Annotated in this window: 17 protein-coding genes and 1 tRNA gene; 12 read left to right on the top strand and 6 right to left on the bottom strand. The window is 70.4% G+C overall.

The genetic code is table 11. From position 1 onward, the window contains the following. Positions 1-76 precede the first annotated feature (76 nt). The 7 genes from AQJ64_RS21285 to AQJ64_RS21315 all read left to right on the top strand — a co-directional run bounded on the left by AQJ64_RS21285 (position 77) and on the right by AQJ64_RS21315 (position 8,220). Entirely contained in the window at positions 77-730 is a 654-nt protein-coding gene (locus AQJ64_RS21285) for an SCO family protein (RefSeq protein ID WP_055632236.1), read from the top strand. Further along, on the top strand, positions 727-1,176 hold the full coding sequence (locus tag AQJ64_RS21290) for a copper chaperone PCu(A)C (protein WP_055632237.1): 450 nt from the start codon (positions 727-729) through the stop codon (positions 1,174-1,176). The genes AQJ64_RS21285 and AQJ64_RS21290 overlap by 4 nt, the downstream gene beginning before the upstream one ends. A 13-nt stretch (positions 1,177-1,189) precedes the next feature. Beyond that, on the top strand, positions 1,190-3,208 hold the full coding sequence (locus AQJ64_RS21295) for a copper resistance CopC/CopD family protein (RefSeq protein ID WP_055632238.1): 2,019 nt from the start codon (positions 1,190-1,192) through the stop codon (positions 3,206-3,208). Positions 3,209-3,216: 8 nt separating this feature from the next. Beyond that, complete coding sequence (gene efeB / locus AQJ64_RS21300) at positions 3,217-4,497, top strand: iron uptake transporter deferrochelatase/peroxidase subunit (RefSeq protein ID WP_055632239.1); 1,281 nt, start codon at positions 3,217-3,219, stop codon at positions 4,495-4,497. Between the two features lie 134 nt (positions 4,498-4,631). Continuing rightward, complete coding sequence (gene pheA, locus AQJ64_RS21305; protein WP_055632240.1) at positions 4,632-5,564, top strand: prephenate dehydratase; 933 nt, start codon at positions 4,632-4,634, stop codon at positions 5,562-5,564. Positions 5,565-6,127: 563 nt separating this feature from the next. Beyond that, positions 6,128-7,405 (top strand): serine--tRNA ligase, encoded by a 1,278-nt coding sequence (gene serS, locus AQJ64_RS21310; RefSeq protein ID WP_055632241.1) that lies wholly within the window; start codon positions 6,128-6,130, stop codon positions 7,403-7,405. Continuing rightward, positions 7,402-8,220, top strand: coding sequence for an HAD family hydrolase (locus AQJ64_RS21315; RefSeq protein WP_055632242.1), 819 nt, complete (start codon positions 7,402-7,404; stop codon positions 8,218-8,220). The genes serS and AQJ64_RS21315 overlap by 4 nt, the downstream gene beginning before the upstream one ends. A 16-nt stretch (positions 8,221-8,236) precedes the next feature. Here the strand turns inward: AQJ64_RS21315 and AQJ64_RS21320 are convergent. The 6 genes from AQJ64_RS21320 to AQJ64_RS21345 form a co-directional block, all read right to left on the bottom strand. Further along, positions 8,237-8,324 (bottom strand) — tRNA-Ser (locus AQJ64_RS21320). A gap of 239 nt (positions 8,325-8,563) precedes the next feature. Beyond that, on the bottom strand, positions 8,564-8,806 hold the full coding sequence (locus AQJ64_RS21325) for an SGM_3592 family protein (RefSeq protein ID WP_055632243.1): 243 nt from the start codon (positions 8,804-8,806) through the stop codon (positions 8,564-8,566). Between the two features lie 106 nt (positions 8,807-8,912). After that, the gene (locus AQJ64_RS21330) at positions 8,913-9,632 is read right to left on the bottom strand and encodes an ABC transporter permease subunit (RefSeq protein WP_055632244.1); all 720 of its coding nucleotides are present in this window, start codon (positions 9,630-9,632) and stop codon (positions 8,913-8,915) included. A gap of 10 nt (positions 9,633-9,642) precedes the next feature. After that, positions 9,643-10,554 (bottom strand): ABC transporter ATP-binding protein, encoded by a 912-nt coding sequence (locus AQJ64_RS21335; protein ID WP_055632245.1) that lies wholly within the window; start codon positions 10,552-10,554, stop codon positions 9,643-9,645. Further along, positions 10,551-11,459, bottom strand: coding sequence for a hypothetical protein (locus AQJ64_RS21340; RefSeq protein ID WP_055632246.1), 909 nt, complete (start codon positions 11,457-11,459; stop codon positions 10,551-10,553). Before AQJ64_RS21340 ends, AQJ64_RS21335 begins: the two co-directional genes overlap by 4 nt. Then, on the bottom strand, positions 11,449-12,450 hold the full coding sequence (locus tag AQJ64_RS21345; RefSeq protein WP_055632247.1) for an ABC transporter ATP-binding protein: 1,002 nt from the start codon (positions 12,448-12,450) through the stop codon (positions 11,449-11,451). Before AQJ64_RS21345 ends, AQJ64_RS21340 begins: the two co-directional genes overlap by 11 nt. 263 nt (positions 12,451-12,713) lie before the next feature. Between AQJ64_RS21345 and AQJ64_RS21350 the strand changes: the two genes are divergently transcribed. The 5 genes from AQJ64_RS21350 (at position 12,714) to AQJ64_RS21370 (ending at position 16,794) form a co-directional block, all read left to right on the top strand. Continuing rightward, a complete protein-coding gene (locus tag AQJ64_RS21350) occupies positions 12,714-12,896 on the top strand; it encodes a hypothetical protein (RefSeq protein WP_055632248.1) in 183 nt (60 codons plus the stop codon). Continuing rightward, the gene (locus tag AQJ64_RS21355; protein WP_055632249.1) at positions 12,893-14,653 is read left to right on the top strand and encodes an SDR family oxidoreductase; all 1,761 of its coding nucleotides are present in this window, start codon (positions 12,893-12,895) and stop codon (positions 14,651-14,653) included. Before AQJ64_RS21350 ends, AQJ64_RS21355 begins: the two co-directional genes overlap by 4 nt. Before the next feature lie 185 nt (positions 14,654-14,838). Then, positions 14,839-15,387 (top strand): RNA 2'-phosphotransferase, encoded by a 549-nt coding sequence (locus AQJ64_RS21360; RefSeq protein WP_099053886.1) that lies wholly within the window; start codon positions 14,839-14,841, stop codon positions 15,385-15,387. Positions 15,388-15,405: 18 nt separating this feature from the next. Then, positions 15,406-15,849 (top strand): hypothetical protein, encoded by a 444-nt coding sequence (locus AQJ64_RS21365; RefSeq protein ID WP_055632251.1) that lies wholly within the window; start codon positions 15,406-15,408, stop codon positions 15,847-15,849. A 42-nt stretch (positions 15,850-15,891) separates the two neighbouring features. Continuing rightward, positions 15,892-16,794, top strand: a complete 903-nt coding sequence (locus tag AQJ64_RS21370) for an LLM class flavin-dependent oxidoreductase (RefSeq protein ID WP_055632252.1) — start codon at positions 15,892-15,894, stop codon at positions 16,792-16,794. The last annotated feature ends 4 nt before the right edge of the window (positions 16,795-16,798 follow it).

Consider the following 16,798-nt stretch of genomic DNA (forward strand, 5'->3'; position numbering starts at 1 on the left):
CCGGGCCCGTGCAGCCGCACGGACGACGCACGGGCCCCGGTGCGTACCGGAGTTCACACATCTGGGACATTCCTCTATGCGCAAGAAGACGTTCGCCGCGGCCGCGCTGCTCGCCGCCGCCACCCTCACCCTCTCCGCCTGCGGCAGCGGCGACAGCGCCGACACCTCCGTCGCCGCCGTCTCCGAGGAGAACGGCAAACAGCAGGCCGCGACCGTGCTCGACCAGCCGTTCACCAAGCCGGACCTGGTCCTCACCGACACCCAGGGCACGTCGTACGACCTCCGCAAGGAGACCGAGGGCCACCCCACGCTGATCTACTTCGGCTACACCAACTGCCCGGACGTCTGCCCGCTGACGATGAGCAACATCGCCGTCGCCAAGAAGCAGCTCTCCAAGGCCGACCAGGACGAGCTGCGCGTGGTGTTCGTCACCACCGACCCGGACCGGGACACCCCGGCCGCGCTCGGCAAGTGGCTCAAGGGCATCGACCCGCAGGTCGTCGGCCTCACCGGCAAGTTCGCCACCATCCAGGCCGCCGCCCGCACCGTCGGCATCTCCGTCGAGCCGCCGCACAAGGACAAGAACGGCAAGATGGTCTCCACCCACGGCACCCAGGTCATCGCCTTCTCCCCGAAGACGGACGGCGGCTACCTGCTGTACGGCGAGGACGCCACGGTCGACGACTACACCAAGGACCTGCCCAAGATCATGAAGGGGCAGAACCCGTGAGGCGCCCCGCGGCGGCCACCGCGGTGGTGATCGCCGGAGCGTTCGTGCTCGCGGGCTGCGGCTCCGACGGGAAGGCCGAACTGTCCGTCGAGTCCCCCTACATACCGCAGCCCGTCTCCGACACCATGGCCGCCGGTTTCCTCACCGTCGTCAACAAGGGCGGCGCGAAGGACGAACTGACCTCCGTCACCAGTGCCGTCGCCGGCAGTGTCACCCTCCACGAGACCGTCGGGTCCTCGATGGAGGAGGTCACCTCGCTGGCGGTGCCCGCGCACGGTCAACTCGTGTTCAAGAGCGGGGGAAACCATCTGATGTTCGAGAAGCTGAAGCGCAAGCCGGTGCAGGGCGAGACGGTCGACGTCGAACTGCACTTCGCCGAGTCCGGCCCGCTGAAGGTCGAGATCCCGGTGGAGTCGGCCGTCTACAGCCCCAAGACCGGCCACTGAGGGAAGGACCACCGTGAGGCAGACCATCGCCCCCCGCGTCCGGATGATCGTGCTGCTGTTCCTGGCGGTCACCGGCGCGCTTCTCGCCGGTGCCGGACCGGCCGCCGCGCATGCCGCGCTGACGGGCAGCGACCCCGCGCAGGGAGTGGTGGTCGACAAGGCACCCACCCAGGTGACGCTGACCTTCTCCGAGACCGTCTCCCTGAACGACGACTCGCTGCGCGTCCTCGACCCCAAGGGCGCCCGGGTCGACGAGGGCAAACCGTCCAACACCAGCGGCACCTCGTACGCCGTGCAGCTGCACTCGGGGCTGCCCGACGGCACGTACACCGTGACCTACCAGGTGGTGTCCGCCGACAGCCATCCCGTCGCCGGCGCCTACACCTTCTCCATCGGCTCCGCCTCGAAGACCAGCGTCTCGGTCTCCGACCAGACGGCCGGCGGCGGGGTCGTCGGCCGGCTCTACGGCTTCGGGCGGTACATGTCGTACGCCGGCTTCATCGTGATGGTCGGCGGCGGCGCCTTCGTACTGGCCTGCTGGCAGCGCGGCAGCGGGGTACGGGCCCTGCAACGGCTGGTGGTCTCCGGCTGGCTCACGATGACCGCGGCCACGCTGTTCCTGCTGCTCCTGCGCGGCTCCTACGCCAGCTCCGGGAAGGTCGGTGACATCTTCGACCTGGAGCTGCTCGGTCAGGTCCTCCAGACCAAGACGGGCGCGGCGCTCGTCTCCCGGCTGCTGCTGCTCGCCGCGGCGGCGCTGTTCATCGCCGTCCTGTTCGGCGCGTACGACAAGCGCGAGGACGAGGAGAAGCGGGACCTCACCTTCGGGCTCGCGGTCGGCGGGACCGTCGTGGCCGCGGGGCTCGCGGCGAGCTGGGCCATGGCCGAGCACGCCTCGACCGGGCTGCAGCCGGGCATCGCGATGCCGGTCGACATCCTGCACCTGCTGGCGGTCGCCACCTGGCTGGGCGGGCTCGCCGCGCTGCTCGTCGCCCTGTACCGGGCGCCCGTGGACCGGCCCGTCGAGGCCGGGGCGGTCCGCCGCTTCTCCCAGGTCGCCTTCGGCAGCGTCATCGCCCTGGTCGCGACCGGCGTCTACCAGTCCTGGCGCCAGCTCGGCTCCTGGTCGGCCTTCACCGAGACCCGTTACGGCCGGCTGCTCCTGGTGAAGATCTGCCTGGTGGCCGTGCTCGTCGGCATCGCCTGGATCTCCCGGCGGTGGACGGTCCGGCTGGGGGACACGGCGGTCGTCGCCGGGGAAGCCGGGGAAGCCGGGGAAGAGGCAGAGGAGCCTGCCAAGGAGCACGTGACCGCTCCCGCGCGGGCCGGTGAGTCCACGGACGCCGGTGAGTCCAAGAGTGCCGGTGAGTCCAAGAGTGCCGGGGACTCGAAGGGGGCCGGGGACTCGAAGGCTTCCGGCGGTGCCGGTGACGCGCGGCGGGCCGCGCAGCTCGCGCGGCAGCAGGCCGCCGTGGACACCGCGCGGGAGAAGCGGCTGCGGGACGGTGACCCCCACCGGTTCGGGCTGCGCCGCTCGGTGCTCGCCGAGGCCGGTGTCGCCGTCGTACTTCTCGCCGTCACCACCATGCTGACCTCGACCGAGCCGGGCCGTACGGAGCTGGAGGCCGCCAAGGCCGGCTCGTCGTCCGCCTCCTCCTCGGACTCCACGGACTCCTCGGACTCCACCTCGGGTGCCCTGACGCTGGACATGTCCTTCGACACCGGCGGCACCGACGGCAAGGGGGTCGTCAGCGTGGACATCGACCCCGCCCGGACCGGCGCCAACGAGATGCACGTCTATGTGACCCGGCCCAACGGACGCGGCTTCGACGTCCCCGAGGTCAAGGTCGCCTTCACCCTCGAAGCCAAGAACATCGGGCCGCTGCCCGTCGTCCCCGACCACATCACCACCGGCCACTGGGCGGCGAACGGGGTGCAGATCCCGATGGCCGGCGAATGGAAGATCGCCGTGACCGTGCGGACCTCCGACATCGACCAGGTGACCGTCTCCAAGAACGCGCAGATCGGCTGAACCGCACCATGCCTGACCAGTCCACCACCGAAGTTCATGAGCCGGCGATCACCTCCTCCGAGGAGGGGGCGACGCGGCTGACCCGGCGCAAGCTGCTCGGCACCGCCGGTGCCACCGGGCTGGTGCTCGGGGCCGCGGGCGCGACCGCCGGTTATGCGGCGGCTCCCGCCCAGGCGACCCCGCTGTCCTCGATCGGCGCGGGGCAGGCGCCGTTTCACGTGAAACACCAGCCCGGCATCACCCAGGGTCTCCAGGCGCGAGGGCATCTGGTGGCCTTCGACCTGGCGGCCGGTGCGGGCCGCAAGGAGGCCGCCGCACTGCTGCGCCGCTGGTCGGAGACGGCCCGCCTGCTGATGGCGGGCGAGGCGGCCCCCAACGACGACACGGACATCGCCCGGGACGCGGGGCCGTCCTCGCTGACGATCACCTTCGGCTTCGGCAACAGCTTCTTCGCGCGTACCGGTCTGGAGAAGCAGCGCCCGGTCGCCCTGGACCCGCTGCCCGACTTCTCCTCCGACCACCTCGACAAGACCCGCAGCAACGGTGACCTCTGGGTGCAGATCGGCGCGGACGACGCCCTGGTCGCCTTCCACGCCCTGCGCGCGATCCAGAAGGACGCCGGCAGCGCGGCGAAGGTCCGCTGGCAGATGAACGGCTTCAACCGCACTCCGGGCGCCACCGCCCACCCCATGACGGCCCGCAATCTGATGGGCCAGATGGACGGCACCCGCAATCCCAAGCCGACCGAGTCCGACTTCGACGAGCGCATCTTCGTGCCCGCGAAGAGCACCAAGGACCCCGCCTGGATGGCGAACGGCTCCTACGCCGTCGTACGCCGTATCCGCATGCTCCTCGACGACTGGGAGAAGCTCTCGCTCACGGCACAGGAGCAGGTCATCGGGCGGCGCAAGGCCGACGGGGCGCCGCTGACCGGGGGCGGTGAGACGACCGCGATGGACCTGGAGAAGACCGACGCGAACGGCGATCTGGTCGTCCCGCTCAACGCGCACGCCCGGATCACCCGGCCCGATCAGAACGGCGGCGCGGCCATGCTGCGGCGGCCCTTCTCCTTCCACGACGGCATCGACCCGGACGGCACCCCCGACGCGGGCCTGCTGTTCGTCTGCTGGCAGGCCGACCCGCTGCGCGGTTTCGTCACCGTCCAGCGCAAGCTGGACCGCGGGGACGCCCTGTCGAAGTACATCCGCCATGAGTCGAGCGGCCTCTTCGCGGTGCCCGGCGGCGCGGCGGCGGGGGGATATGTGGGGCAGGCGTTGCTGGAAGGGTGAGGTGGGGGTCATGGGGCTGGCCGGTTCTCCGGTCTGGTCCAACGCGCGCGCCCGGGGTTACGCGGATTCATTCGTGGGAGGGGTGCTCGTGAGACAGCGGTCCGTGGTCCCGCAAGGGCCATTAGGGTGAGGTCATGCCAGCGAGCTATGCGTATCTCGGTCCCGAGGGCACCTTCACGGAGGTCGCCCTGCGCACGCTTCCGGAGACCGCCACCCGGCAGCTGATCCCCTATGTGTCGGTGCAGTCGGCGCTCGACGCGGTGCGCGGTGGCGAGGCCGAGGCCGCGTTCGTGCCGATCGAGAACTCCGTCGAGGGCGGGATCACCACCACCCTGGACGAGCTGGTAGCGGGCGAGCCGCTGATGATCTACCGCGAGGTGCTGCTGTCGATCACCTTCGCGCTGCTGGTGCGGCCCGGCACCGCGCTGTCGGACATCAAGACGGTCTCCGCGCATCCGGCCGCCCAGCCCCAGGTGCGCAACTGGCTGAAGGCGAACCTCCCCGAAGCCGTCTGGGAGTCGGCCGCCTCGAACGCGGACGCCGCCCGGCTGGTCCAGGAGGGCCGCTACGACGCCGCCTTCGCGGGCGAGTTCGCGGCCTCCCGGTACGGCCTCGCCGCCCTGGAGACCGGGATCCACGACGCCGAGAACGCCCAGACCCGGTTCGTGCTCGTCGGCCGACCCGCCCGGCCGGCGGCACCGACGGGCGCGGACAAGACGTCGATCGTGCTGTGGCAGCGCGACGACCACCCCGGCGGGCTGCGCGATCTGCTGGGCGAGTTCGCCACCCGTGGCATCAACCTCATGGTGCTGCAGTCCCGGCCGACGGGCGCCGGCATCGGCAACTACTGCTTCTGCATCGACGCCGAGGGGCACATCACCGACCGCCGGGTGGCGGACGCGCTGATGGGGCTGAAGCGGATCTGCCGCGATGTGCGCTTCCTCGGCTCGTACCCGCGCGCGAACGTGACCGCGGCGGACGTACCCGCTCCGCTGACCGGGACTTCGGACAGCGCGTTCGTGGCGGCGGCCGACTGGGTCGCGCGCTGCCAGGACGGTCGGTTCTAGAACCGCCGCAGGGCGAGTCCGGTCCGGTCCTCCCTCCACATCTTCGTTATCCACAGAAGTTATCCACAGGTGGGCTTCTCGACCTGGGGACAAGTCGACAACGAAGTGCCATCCAGTCGACAAATCGCCCTGGAGGGTCCAAGCAGGTCCACAGCCACGCACATCACCCTTCGTCCACCCGTTTCCTTCGATCAATCCTTTGGGGCGACCCATTTCCACTCGAAAGTGGGGGTGGCGGGCGTCAGGGACGGCAATTCCTCGTGCCGTCGAGGCATCTCGGAATGATCGAGTCCGATGTCCACAGACCTTTCGCACACCCTGTGGATAACTCACTCGGGGTGTGGACCCCTGTGGACAACCCCGCACCCAAGTCCCGCTCCGCGCAAGGAAATCGAGTCAATGCGACGCCCGTCACATGCCCCGTCCCAGGGAATGAGACACTTTTCCTTGACACGTTCGGCAATTCCCTCATAACGGAACGTAAGCCGTGATTCGGAACGTTCGGCGCGCGGTTCGGAATAGTGAGTCGTGAGCCGCAACCACGCACCGGTAGCCTTGACCGCGTGATTGACCTTCGCCTGCTCCGTGAGGACCCCGACCGTGTGCGCGCCTCCCAGCGCGCCCGTGGAGAGGACGTCGCGCTCGTCGACGCTCTCCTGTCCGCCGACGAGCGGCGCAGGTCGTCCGGCGTCCGCTTCGACGAACTGCGCAACGAACAGAAGTCGCTCGGCAAGCTGATCCCCAAGGCCTCCGCCGAGGAGAAGGCCGAACTGCTGAAGCAGGCCGGCCAGCTCGCCGCCGACGTCAAGGCAGCCGACGCCGAGCGCGACGCCGCCGACGCCGAGACCCAGGAGCTGCTGCTCAGGCTCGGCAACCTCGTCCACCCCGACGTGCCCGTCGGCGGCGAGGAGGACTTCGTCACCCTCGAGACGCACGGCACGATCCGTGACTTCGGCGCCGAGGGCTTCGAGCCCAAGGACCACCTGGAGCTCGGCCAGCTGCTCGGCGCGATCGACGTCGAGCGCGGCGCGAAGGTCTCCGGCTCCCGCTTCTACTTCCTGACCGGCGTGGGCGCACTGCTGGAGCTGGCCCTGGTCAACGCGGCGATCGCGCAGGCCACGGCGGCCGGCTTCACACCGATGCTCACCCCGGCCCTGGTGCGCCCCCAGTCGATGGCGGGCACCGGCTTCCTCGGCCAGGCGGCCCAGGACGTCTACCACCTCGACAAGGACGACCTCTATCTGGTCGGCACCTCCGAGGTCCCGCTCGCCGCGTACCACATGGACGAGATCATCGACGCCGAGCGCCTTCCGATGCGCTACGCGGGCTTCTCGCCCTGCTTCCGCCGCGAGGCCGGTTCGCACGGCAAGGACACCAAGGGCATCTTCCGCGTCCACCAGTTCGACAAGGTCGAGATGTTCTCCTACGTCCACCCCGACGACTCGGAGGCCGAGCACCAGCGTCTGCTGGAGTGGGAGAAGCAGTGGCTGACCTCGCTGGAGCTGCCGTTCCGGGTGATCGACGTCGCCACCGGTGACCTCGGCTCCTCGGCCGCCCGCAAGTTCGACTGCGAGGCGTGGATCCCGACCCAGGGCAAGTACCGTGAGCTGACCTCGACCTCGGACTGCACCGAGTTCCAGTCCCGCCGGCTGTCGATCCGACTCCGCGAGGGCAAGCAGGTCCGCCCCCTGGCCACGCTCAACGGCACCCTGTGCGCCGTGCCGCGCACGATCGTCGCCATCCTGGAGAACCACCAGCAGGCCGACGGTTCGGTGCGGGTGCCCGAGGTGCTGCGCCCCTACCTCGGCGGCCGAGAGGTCCTGGAGCCGACCGCCAAGTGAGCAGCACATCTCCCTCCGGGGGGTTCCCCTACCGGTTGATCGCGACCGACCTCGACGGAACGCTCCTGCGCTCCGACGAGTCGGTCTCGCGGCGCACCCGTGACGCGCTCGCCGCCGCCACCGCGGCGGGCGCGGCGCACATCGTCGTCACCGGCCGCGGGGTCCCCTGGACCCGGCACATCCTCGACGACCTCGGCTACGAGGGCCTCGCGGTCTGCGGCCAGGGCGCCCAGGTGTACGACGCCGGCGAGCACCGGCTGCTGACCTCGGTGACCCTGGACCGGCAGCTCGCCGGGGTGGCCCTCGCGAAGATCGAGGCGGAGGTCGGCCCGCTGTACCTGGCGGCGAGCCGGGACGGGCTGGACGGCGATGTGCTGGTCGGGCCCGGCTACTCGGTCACCGGCAGGCTGCCCTCGACGCCCTTCACGGACGCGTCCGATCTGTGGGCCGCGCCGCTGAGCAAGATCTACATACAGCATCCGACCCTCACGGACGACGAGCTGGCCGAGGCCGCGCACCGGGCCGCGGGCGGTTTCGTGACCGTCGCGATGGCCGGCGAGGGCATCGTGGAGCTGCTGCCCCTGGGGCTGTCCAAGGCGACGGGGCTCTCCCTGGCGGCTCGTCGGCTGGGTGTGAAGGCCGCCGAGACCATCGCCTTCGGCGACATGCCCAATGACCTTCCCATGTTCGCGTGGGCCTCGCGGGGGGTGGCCATGGCCAACGCCCATGAGGAACTGAAGGCCGTCGCCGACGAGGTGACGTCCTCGAACGAGGAGGACGGGGTCGCGGTGGTCGTGGAGCGTCTGCTCGGCTGAGGTTTGCCATGTCTTGCGGAGGATGCACGAATCGAACGTGCGCGGGCTTTTCAGGCCCGACCTTGGCTTAGCAAGCCAGTGCCTTACCACTCGGCCAATCCTCCGGGTGGGCGGCCCACGCGAGAGCGACATCGCGTGCTCGAAGCGGCCGCCCCGGGCAGCTCCCCGTGCGACTTGGGCTTCACGGAGGGGTAACTACTCCGAAGCCCGCCGCCGGCTGCCCTGTCGGGAGCTGGACGTACTGCCGTGCATGGACATCGCCCCGCTCCTCTCCCAGCTCGTGGTGGACGACAACCACTGTGCCCGGTGCGCGAGTTGGGCGCCACTGAATAAAACAGGTGTGCTACCGGCGGCGCCACCTGCGGCGGCGGGCCTTGCTGAAGAACCATCCGGCGGGCGGCTCGTCGGAGCGCCACGGCTGTGGCTCGGGCTCCTGGGCGCGCCAGCGTGCGGCGAGCATCCGGGCCCGGGCGGACGGCTCGGACGTCTCGGCGGCCCGGACGAAGTCCCCGTCCAGGACGAGGTCGTCCCAGATCTCGTCTCCCGATTCCTCGCGGCCGCCGCGCTGTGACGTCTTGTCTGCCATCCCCGGCCTCCTGACCTTCTGATGGGCCGCAGTCCTTCGGCCCAGTGTGCCCGGGAGGAGGTGAAGCCACCGTCAGGAGCGACGGCGGCCGCACTCCCCGCCCCTTCTACTCCTCGCCCGCCAGGGTCAGCGCCCGCAGCTTCTGTCCCGCGTACCAGGTGGCCAGGACGGTCACCGCGACCAGCAGCACGGTCGCCGTCGTCAGCCCGACGTCCGAGGTGACCAGGTCCCCGCCGGCCACCTTGTGGGCGACGGCCAGCGACCACTGCTGGACGCTGAGGGTGCGCGCGCCCGGCACCAGGGAGCCGAACAGGGCCTCCCAGACCAGGGCGTAGACGAGTCCGAAGACCACCGCGTGCCGGGACACCGTGCCCAGCAGCAGGAAGAGTGCCGCGTAGGCGATGGAGGAGACCAGGGCCGCGACCGTGTAGGCCACGGCGATCTGCTGACCGTTGCCGTTGAGGATGAACCCGGCGATCAGCGTCGGCAGGGCCGAGAACACCATCGTCACCGCGACCGCCACGATCAGCTTGGTGAAGATGATCGTCGGCCGCTTGATCGGCTTGGACAGCAGGTACACCACGGAGCCGTCGTCGATCTCCGGGCCGATCGCGCCGGTGCCGGCGATGACACCGATGATCGGCACCATCGTGGCCAGCCCGAGCCCGCCCAGCAGGTCGGCGGCCGTCTGGTCGTCGGCGCCGGTCAGGGCCCGTACGACCACGGAGATCACGATCAGCAGCAGGGGCAGGGCGCCCAGGATGAGGGCCCGACGGCGGCCGAGCAGGGCCCGGTAGGTGAGCCGGGCGACTGTGGGGTCGTACATCTTCGGCCTCCTACGCCGCGACCAGGTACGAGAACACGGACTCGAGGGACTCGTCGGACGGCGAGACCGCGAGCAGCCGGATGCCGTGGTCCCTGGCGACCTTCGGCAGCAGCGTGGTGAAGCGGCCGAAGTCGACGGCCTGGATGCGCAGCGCGCCCTCGGCCAGGTCCACCTCGATGCCGGAGGTCGACGAGTCGGCGATCAGTGCGGCCGCGAGGGCGCGGTCGTCGCTGGAACGCACCAGATAGCGGTGCGGTCGGTCGGTCATCAGGCGGCGGATCCTGCGGAAGTCGCCGCTGGCCGCGTGCCGTCCGGCGACGACGACCTCGATGTGCCGGGCGAGCTGCTCGACCTCTTCGAGGATGTGGGAGGAGAACAGCACGGTGCGGCCCTCGTCGCCCATGCGCCGCAGCAGGTCCATGAGCTGCATGCGCTGGCGCGGGTCCATGCCGTTGAAGGGCTCGTCCAGCAGGAGCAGCGAGGGGTCGTGGACGAGGGCGCTCGCCATCTTCACGCGCTGGCGCATGCCCTTGGAGTAGGTCGAGATCTTGCGGTCCTGCGCGTACTCCATCTCCACCGTGGCCAGGGCCCGCTGGGCCGCCTTGTCGCCGAGGCCGTGCAGTTCGGCGTTGGCGACGACGAACTCGCGGCCGGTGAGGAAGTCGTACATCGCCTCGCGCTCGGGGACGATGCCGATGTGCTGGTAGATGGCCTCGTTGCGCCAGACCTGCTGTCCGTCGAGGGTGACGGTGCCGGTGGAGGGGGCGAGGAAGCCGCCCATCATGTTGATCAGGGTGGACTTCCCGGCGCCGTTGGGGCCGAGCAGGCCGGTGACTCCGGGGCCGATGGTCATGGTGATGTCGTTGACGGCGACCACGTTGCCGAACCAGCGGGAGACATGGTCGATGTGGAGCGTGGTCACAGGCCCACCTTCCGGTAGCGGCGCATCAGGAGGCCGTAGCTGGCGGCGATCAGGCCGAGGGTGACGAGGAGGAAGACCACGCCCTCGCCGGTGCTCGGGCCCATGGCGCCGGGGTAGGCCGAGTCGGCGCCGAGGAACGCGGACTGGACGCCGTCGATCAGCGTGACCGGCGAGAACAGTCCGATCCAGGGGATCGCGCCGGTGCTGTCCTGGGCGTCGGCGATGGCCTGGAGCGTGGAGACGGCGCCGTAGGAGATGGTCAGGACGGCGATGACGGCCGCGATGCCGAAGCCGCGGCGGGGTGTCACCGAGGCGATGACCAGGCCGATGCCGGCGAAGAGCAGGGAGAGCAGGGCCACGGAGACGAGTCCTTGGGCGAATCCCTTGGTCTGGTCGGCGAAGTCGAGCTTGGCCAGCAGCGCGCCGACGTAGAGCACGAGGAGGGGGGCGGCGGTGAGGACGAACAGCGCCGAGGCCAGTGCCGCGTACTTGGCGCGTACGTAGTCCGCGGTCTCGATGGGCCGGGAGAAGTACAGCGGGACGGTCTTGAAGCGCAGGTCGCGGGAGACGGACTGGGGCGCCTGCGAGGCGACGTACAGGCTGATGACGGCCTGCATGACGATCGCGTAGCGCGTGTAGTCCAGGGGGAGTTCCTTGGCCTTCGTGGCGACCGCGACGGCGACCATGATGGCCGCGGGCACGCACATCACCACGAACAGCAGCATGGGCAGCACCTTGGACTTCACCGAGCGGCCGAGGCCGTAGGCGCCGCGCAGGGACTGCGAGTACAGGGAGCGGCGGGCGTAGGCGCGGCCGAGGCGGGGGCCGTCGTAGCTGCGGTAGCCGATGTTGTGGATGCGGGTCTGGTCACCCGTGGGGGTGGTGACGGGCTGGTCAACCGCCATGGCCGACGGCCTCCTTCCTTGTCGTGTCGCTGTCCGTCGTGCCACCGGCCGTCGTCGCGCTGTCCGCGTCGGTGAAGACCTCGGAGATGTGGTGCCGGCGCTGTTCCATGCGGACCAGGCCGAGTCCGAGGTCGGCGACCACGTCGCGGACGAGGTCGTAGGTCTCCTCGCCCTGCGCGGTCAGCAGCAGGATGTGGCCGGCGCCGGGCAGGCCCGCACCGGATTCCACGATCTCCACCCCGCGCGCGTGGAGCGCCTCGCGGACCGCGCGGGTGCCGTCCGGGTGGGCGTCGGTGTCGGTGACCTCGATCGCCAGGGTGGTGGTGGTCTGGGTGAAGTCGGTGGTGGAGCTGGAGCGCAGGAGCTTGCCGCCGTCGACGACCACGACGTGGTCGCAGGTGCGCTCGAGTTCGCCGAGGAGGTGGGAGGTGACCAGGACCGAGATGCCGAAGTCGGTGTGGATGCGGCGGATGAGGCCGAGCATCTCGTCGCGGCCGACCGGGTCGAGGCCGTTGGTCGGCTCGTCGAGGAAGACCAGTTGCGGGTCGTGCACCAGGGCCTGGGCCAGCTTGACGCGCTGTTTCATGCCCGTGGAGTAGCCGCCTATGGGGCGGTAGCGCTCCTCGTACAGCCCGACGTGGCGCAGGGTGTCCGCGGTGCGCTCGCGCGCGGCGGTGGGCGGCAGGCCGGACATGCGGGCCATGTGCACGACGAACTCGGTGGCCGAGACGTCGGGCGGCAGGCAGTCGTGCTCCGGCATGTAGCCGACCCGCTCGCGGATGGCGGCGCCCTTGGTGGCCACGTCGAGGCCGAGCACTTCGGCGCGGCCCTCCGTGGCGGGCGAGAGACCCAGCAGGATCTTGATGAGCGTGGACTTGCCGGCGCCGTTGGCCCCGACGAGTCCGGTCACACCGGGTCCGATGTCCACGGACAGCCGGTCGAGCGCGGTCACCCGGGGGAACCGCTTGCTCAGGCTTTCGGTCGCGATCACAGTCACAGCTCCGAATGTAGTGACGCGCGCCACGGACCTCGTCAGACCACAGAGCCGTCTTCGCCTCAGACCTCAGATGTACGGGCCCGTAGGGGGACCCCCTTCTTGAGAGTTACGGGGCCCCCGCCTCTCGCTCCGCAGCCCGCCCTATTGACGCTTTCTCTAACAAGTGCCAGATTCGGCGTGGTCACGTCACGGACACGTACCGCAGTCGGTGCGGACCGGTGGGACGACCGGTGGGACGACCGGTGGGACGAGGTGGCATGCCGACGGCGGTGACGGGCGAACTCTCCGCCGAGCTGCGCGGATGGTGCGGGAGCGACGTCTTCTCGCCCCGGCTGTTCGGGTTTCGGCGGGATCCCGAGGAGAGCGCCTTCTGGCTGGACGACGATCTGCCGCATGTGCGGCGCTGGGCGGAAGCGGAAGCAGAAGCGGAGGGCAAGTGACGGTGCTCAAGGGCGCGCGCGAGCGGTGGGTGCGGACCGGCGGGACAGAGCTGTGCGTGGCCGAGCTGGGGGACCCCGGGCGGCCGGTGGTCGTGCTGGTGCACGGCTACCCGGACAGCAAGGAGGTGTGGTCCGAGGTCGCGGTCCGGCTGGCCGACCGGTTCCATGTGGTGCTGTACGACGTCCGGGGCCACGGCCGCTCCAGCGCGCCGCGGCCGCTGCGGGGCGGGTTCACCCTGGAGAAGCTGACGGACGACTTCCTGGCGGTCGTGGACGCGGTCAGCCCGGACCGGCCGGTGCACCTGGTGGGGCACGACTGGGGTTCGGTGCAGTCCTGGGAGTTCGTGACCGTCGAGCGCACCAAGGGCCGGATCGCGTCGTTCACCTCGATGTCCGGGCCGTCCCTCGACCATTTCGGTCACTGGATCAACAAGCGCCTCACCAGGCCCACTCCACGCCGGGTCGGCCAACTCCTCGGCCAGGGCGCCAAGTCCTGGTACGTGTATCTGCTGCACACGCCCGCCCTGCCCGAACTCGCCTGGCGCGGACCGCTCGGCAAGCGCTGGCCCGCGATCCTGCGCCGGGTGGAGGACGTGCCGGGCGACGGCTACCCGACCTCGTCGCTGCCGTCGGACGCGGCCAACGGCGCCTGGCTGTACCGGGACAACGTACGGACCCGGCTGCGGCGTCCGCGCCCCGACGCGCACGCGCACGTGCCCGTGCAGCTCATCACACCCCTGGGCGACAAGTTCCTGTCGGAGCGGCTGTACGACGAACTCGAGCAGTGGGTGCCACGGTTGACCCGGCGCACGCTGTCCGCGAAGCACTGGGTCCCGCGGACGCGCCCCGACCGGATCGCCTCCTGGATCACGGAGTTCGTCACGGCCGTCGAGGTCACCGGGGAGCCCGAGCCGCGGGCCACCGGGCGCCATGCCGAGCGTTTCGGCGGGCAGTTGGTGCTGGTGACGGGCGCGGGCAGCGGTATCGGGCGGGCGACGGCGTTCGCGTTCGCCGAGGCCGGGGCACGGGTGATCGCCGTCGACCGGGACCCGGAGAGCGCCGCCAGCACCGCCGGGACGGCACGGCTGATCGGTGCCCCCGAGGCCTGGGCGGAGACCGTGGACGTCTCCGACGAGAGGGAGATGGAGAAGCTCGCGGCCAAGGTGCACGCCGAGTACGGGGTGTTGGACGTACTGGTGAACAACGCGGGTGTGGGACTGTCCGGTTCGTTCTTCGACACCACCTCCGACGACTGGCGCCGGGTACTGGACGTCAATCTGTGGGGGGTCATCCACGGGTGCCGGCTCTTCGGCGGGCGGATGGCCGAGCGCGGCCAGGGCGGCCACATCGTCAACACCGCGTCCGCCGCCGCCTTTCAGCCGTCCAGGGTGCTGCCCGCCTACAGCACGTCCAAGGCGGCCGTGCTGATGCTGAGCGCATGCCTGCGCGCCGAACTGGCCGGACAGGGCATCGGCGTTACGGCGATCTGCCCCGGGCTGGTGAACACCAACATCACGGCCACGGCCACCTTCGTGGGCGTCGACGCGGCGGAGGAGAGGCGCCGCCAGAAGCGGGCCACGCGCGCGTACGGGCTGCGCAACTACCCGCCGGAGAAGGTCGCGGACGCGATCCTGCGCGCCGTCGCCCGCAACGAGGCCGTGGTCCCGGTGACGCCGGAGGCGCGCGGAGCGCACGCTCTGTCACGTTTCGCACCAAGGGCGTTGCGGGCGCTCGCGCGGTTGCAGCCCCCGGTGTGAGGTGACTTGGGCCGCCCGGTCTCAAGTCTGTTCTGGTCAGACCGCCTTGGCGAAAGACCCGGACCGGGCGGCCAGTTGTCCACAGAAACGCCAACTGGCCTGTGGATAACTACTGTTGGTTGTGGACCAAACCTCGGGCAGAAAAGAAAATGCGTGATCCACGTCTCCCCCGTCATTCTGGAGGGATGGACGAAAGACGCACCGTGAAGGTGTCGAAGTATCTCTCCAAGCACCTGCGCCATCAGCCCGAACGCATCGGTCTCACTCTCGACGAGGCCGGCTGGGTCGAGATCGACGAGCTCATCGCGGCGTGCGCCGCGCACGGCTTCCGCTTCACCCGGGACGAGCTGGACCATGTCGTCGACACCAACGACAAGAAGCGCTTCGCGATCGAGGGCACCCGGATCCGCGCCAGCCAGGGCCACAGCATCGACGTACAGCTCGGGCTGCCCCCGGCGACCCCGCCGCCGTACCTCTACCACGGGACCGTGGCCCGCTCCGTGGACGCGATCCGCGCCGAGGGGCTGCGGCCGATGAACCGGCACGACGTGCACCTCTCCGCCGACCGCGAGACCGCGACCCGGGTGGGCGCCCGGCGGGGCCGCCCCGTCGTGCTCTCCGTGGACGCCGGCGCCATGCACCGGGACGGCCATGTCTTCCACCTCAGCGCCAACGGGGTGTGGCTGACGAAGGCCGTACCGCCGCGGTATCTGCGGTTCCCCGAGAGCCACTGACCCTGGATGATCGGTGGTATGGACCATCTCCCCAGCACCGAGGCCGCCGTGACCGCCCTCCGGGTGATCGCCGAGGAGTACGCCCTCGACATCGAGGTCACCCATGACATCGGCGCCGACCAGACCTCCCGCCGCACCGCCGTGGGCTTCGGCGTCACCACCGACCGGGGCGGCTCACTGCCCCACGAGGCCTACGTCGAGCTGGGCGGCCGGCCCAGCGTGAGCGTGCAGCTCTACCCGGACGGCGACGCCCTGATCACCGTCGACGGCCTGGCCTGCCCCGACGTCGACCGCGACGACGTGCCCGCCTTCCTCCGCGCCCTCTACGAGGGCCACGCCTGGGTGAAGACCCGCCGTTTCCCGCCGAGCGCCTCGCTCATGGTGCCGCTGCCGGGTGACCGGGTGCACAAGGAGTACATCTCCTTCGCCCTCAGCCCGTGGCTGTCCGGTCGCGTACGGTGACTGTTTCACGTGAAACACGGGCGTCCGCATACGCTCGATGACATGAGTCTGCGCCTGAGCACCGTGATCCTCCCGTACCGCCGCTGGAACGAAGGGGGTCGTTCGGCGTGGACGCGTGCCGAGCAGCTCGGTTTCCACACGGCCTACACCTACGACCATCTGTCCTGGCGCAGCTTCCGCGACGGCCCCTGGTTCGGCGCCGTCCCCACGCTCACCGCCGCCGCGGCCGTCACCGACCGGCTGCGGCTGGGCACCCTGGTGACCTCGCCGAACTTCCGGCACCCGGTGACCCTCGCCAAGGAACTGATCTCCCTCGACGACATCTCCGGCGGCCGGGTGACCCTCGGCATCGGCGCGGGCGGCACCGGCTTCGACGCCACCGCCCTCGGCCAGGAGCCGTGGACCCCGCGCGAGCGGGCCGACCGGCTCGCCGAGTTCGTGCCGCTGCTCGACCGGCTACTCACCGAGGACTCCGTGTCGCACGAGGGCACCTTCTACTCGGCACACGAGGCACGCAACATCCCCGGCTGTGTCCAGCGTCCCCGGCTGCCCTTCGCCGTCGCGGCGACCGGGCCGCGCGGACTGCGGCTCGCGGCCCGGCACGGTCAGGCGTGGGTGACCACCGGAGACCCCAAGCTGTACGAGAACGGCACCCCGGAGCAGTCGGTTCAGGCCATTCGCGGTCAGGTCGGGAAGCTGACCGAGGCGTGTGCCGTCGAGGGCCGGGACGTGAACGGGCTGGAGAAGATCCTGCTCACCGGGTTCACCCCGGACCGCGGCCGTCCGCTGGAGTCCCTGGACGCCTTCGTCGACTTCGCGGGACGGCACCAGGAGCTCGGCTTCACCGAGCTGGTGCTCCACTGGCCCATCCCGGACTCCGACTTCGCCGCGGACGAGAAGGTCTTCGAGCAGATCGCCATGGAGGCGCCGGCCCAACTCGGCTGACACC

The sequence above is a fragment of the Streptomyces griseoruber genome, assembly GCF_001514205.1.
Lineage (GTDB): Bacteria > Actinomycetota > Actinomycetes > Streptomycetales > Streptomycetaceae > Streptomyces > Streptomyces griseoruber.

What these genes read in the sequence shown, in the direction of transcription:
- AQJ64_RS21350 (WP_055632248.1), top strand. Translation starts at nt 12,714, where the DNA reads ATGCCGACGGCGGTGACGGGCGAACTCTCCGCCGAGCTGCGCGGATGG.
- AQJ64_RS21325 (WP_055632243.1), bottom strand. Translation starts at nt 8,806, where the DNA reads ATGGCAGACAAGACGTCACAGCGCGGCGGCCGCGAGGAATCGGGAGAC.
- efeB (WP_055632239.1), top strand. Translation starts at nt 3,217, where the DNA reads ATGCCTGACCAGTCCACCACCGAAGTTCATGAGCCGGCGATCACCTCC.
- pheA (WP_055632240.1), top strand. Translation starts at nt 4,632, where the DNA reads ATGCCAGCGAGCTATGCGTATCTCGGTCCCGAGGGCACCTTCACGGAG.
- AQJ64_RS21360 (WP_099053886.1), top strand. Translation starts at nt 14,839, where the DNA reads ATGGACGAAAGACGCACCGTGAAGGTGTCGAAGTATCTCTCCAAGCAC.
- AQJ64_RS21340 (WP_055632246.1), bottom strand. Translation starts at nt 11,459, where the DNA reads ATGGCGGTTGACCAGCCCGTCACCACCCCCACGGGTGACCAGACCCGC.
- AQJ64_RS21365 (WP_055632251.1), top strand. Translation starts at nt 15,406, where the DNA reads ATGGACCATCTCCCCAGCACCGAGGCCGCCGTGACCGCCCTCCGGGTG.
- AQJ64_RS21285 (WP_055632236.1), top strand. Translation starts at nt 77, where the DNA reads ATGCGCAAGAAGACGTTCGCCGCGGCCGCGCTGCTCGCCGCCGCCACC.
- AQJ64_RS21370 (WP_055632252.1), top strand. Translation starts at nt 15,892, where the DNA reads ATGAGTCTGCGCCTGAGCACCGTGATCCTCCCGTACCGCCGCTGGAAC.
- AQJ64_RS21330 (WP_055632244.1), bottom strand. Translation starts at nt 9,632, where the DNA reads ATGTACGACCCCACAGTCGCCCGGCTCACCTACCGGGCCCTGCTCGGC.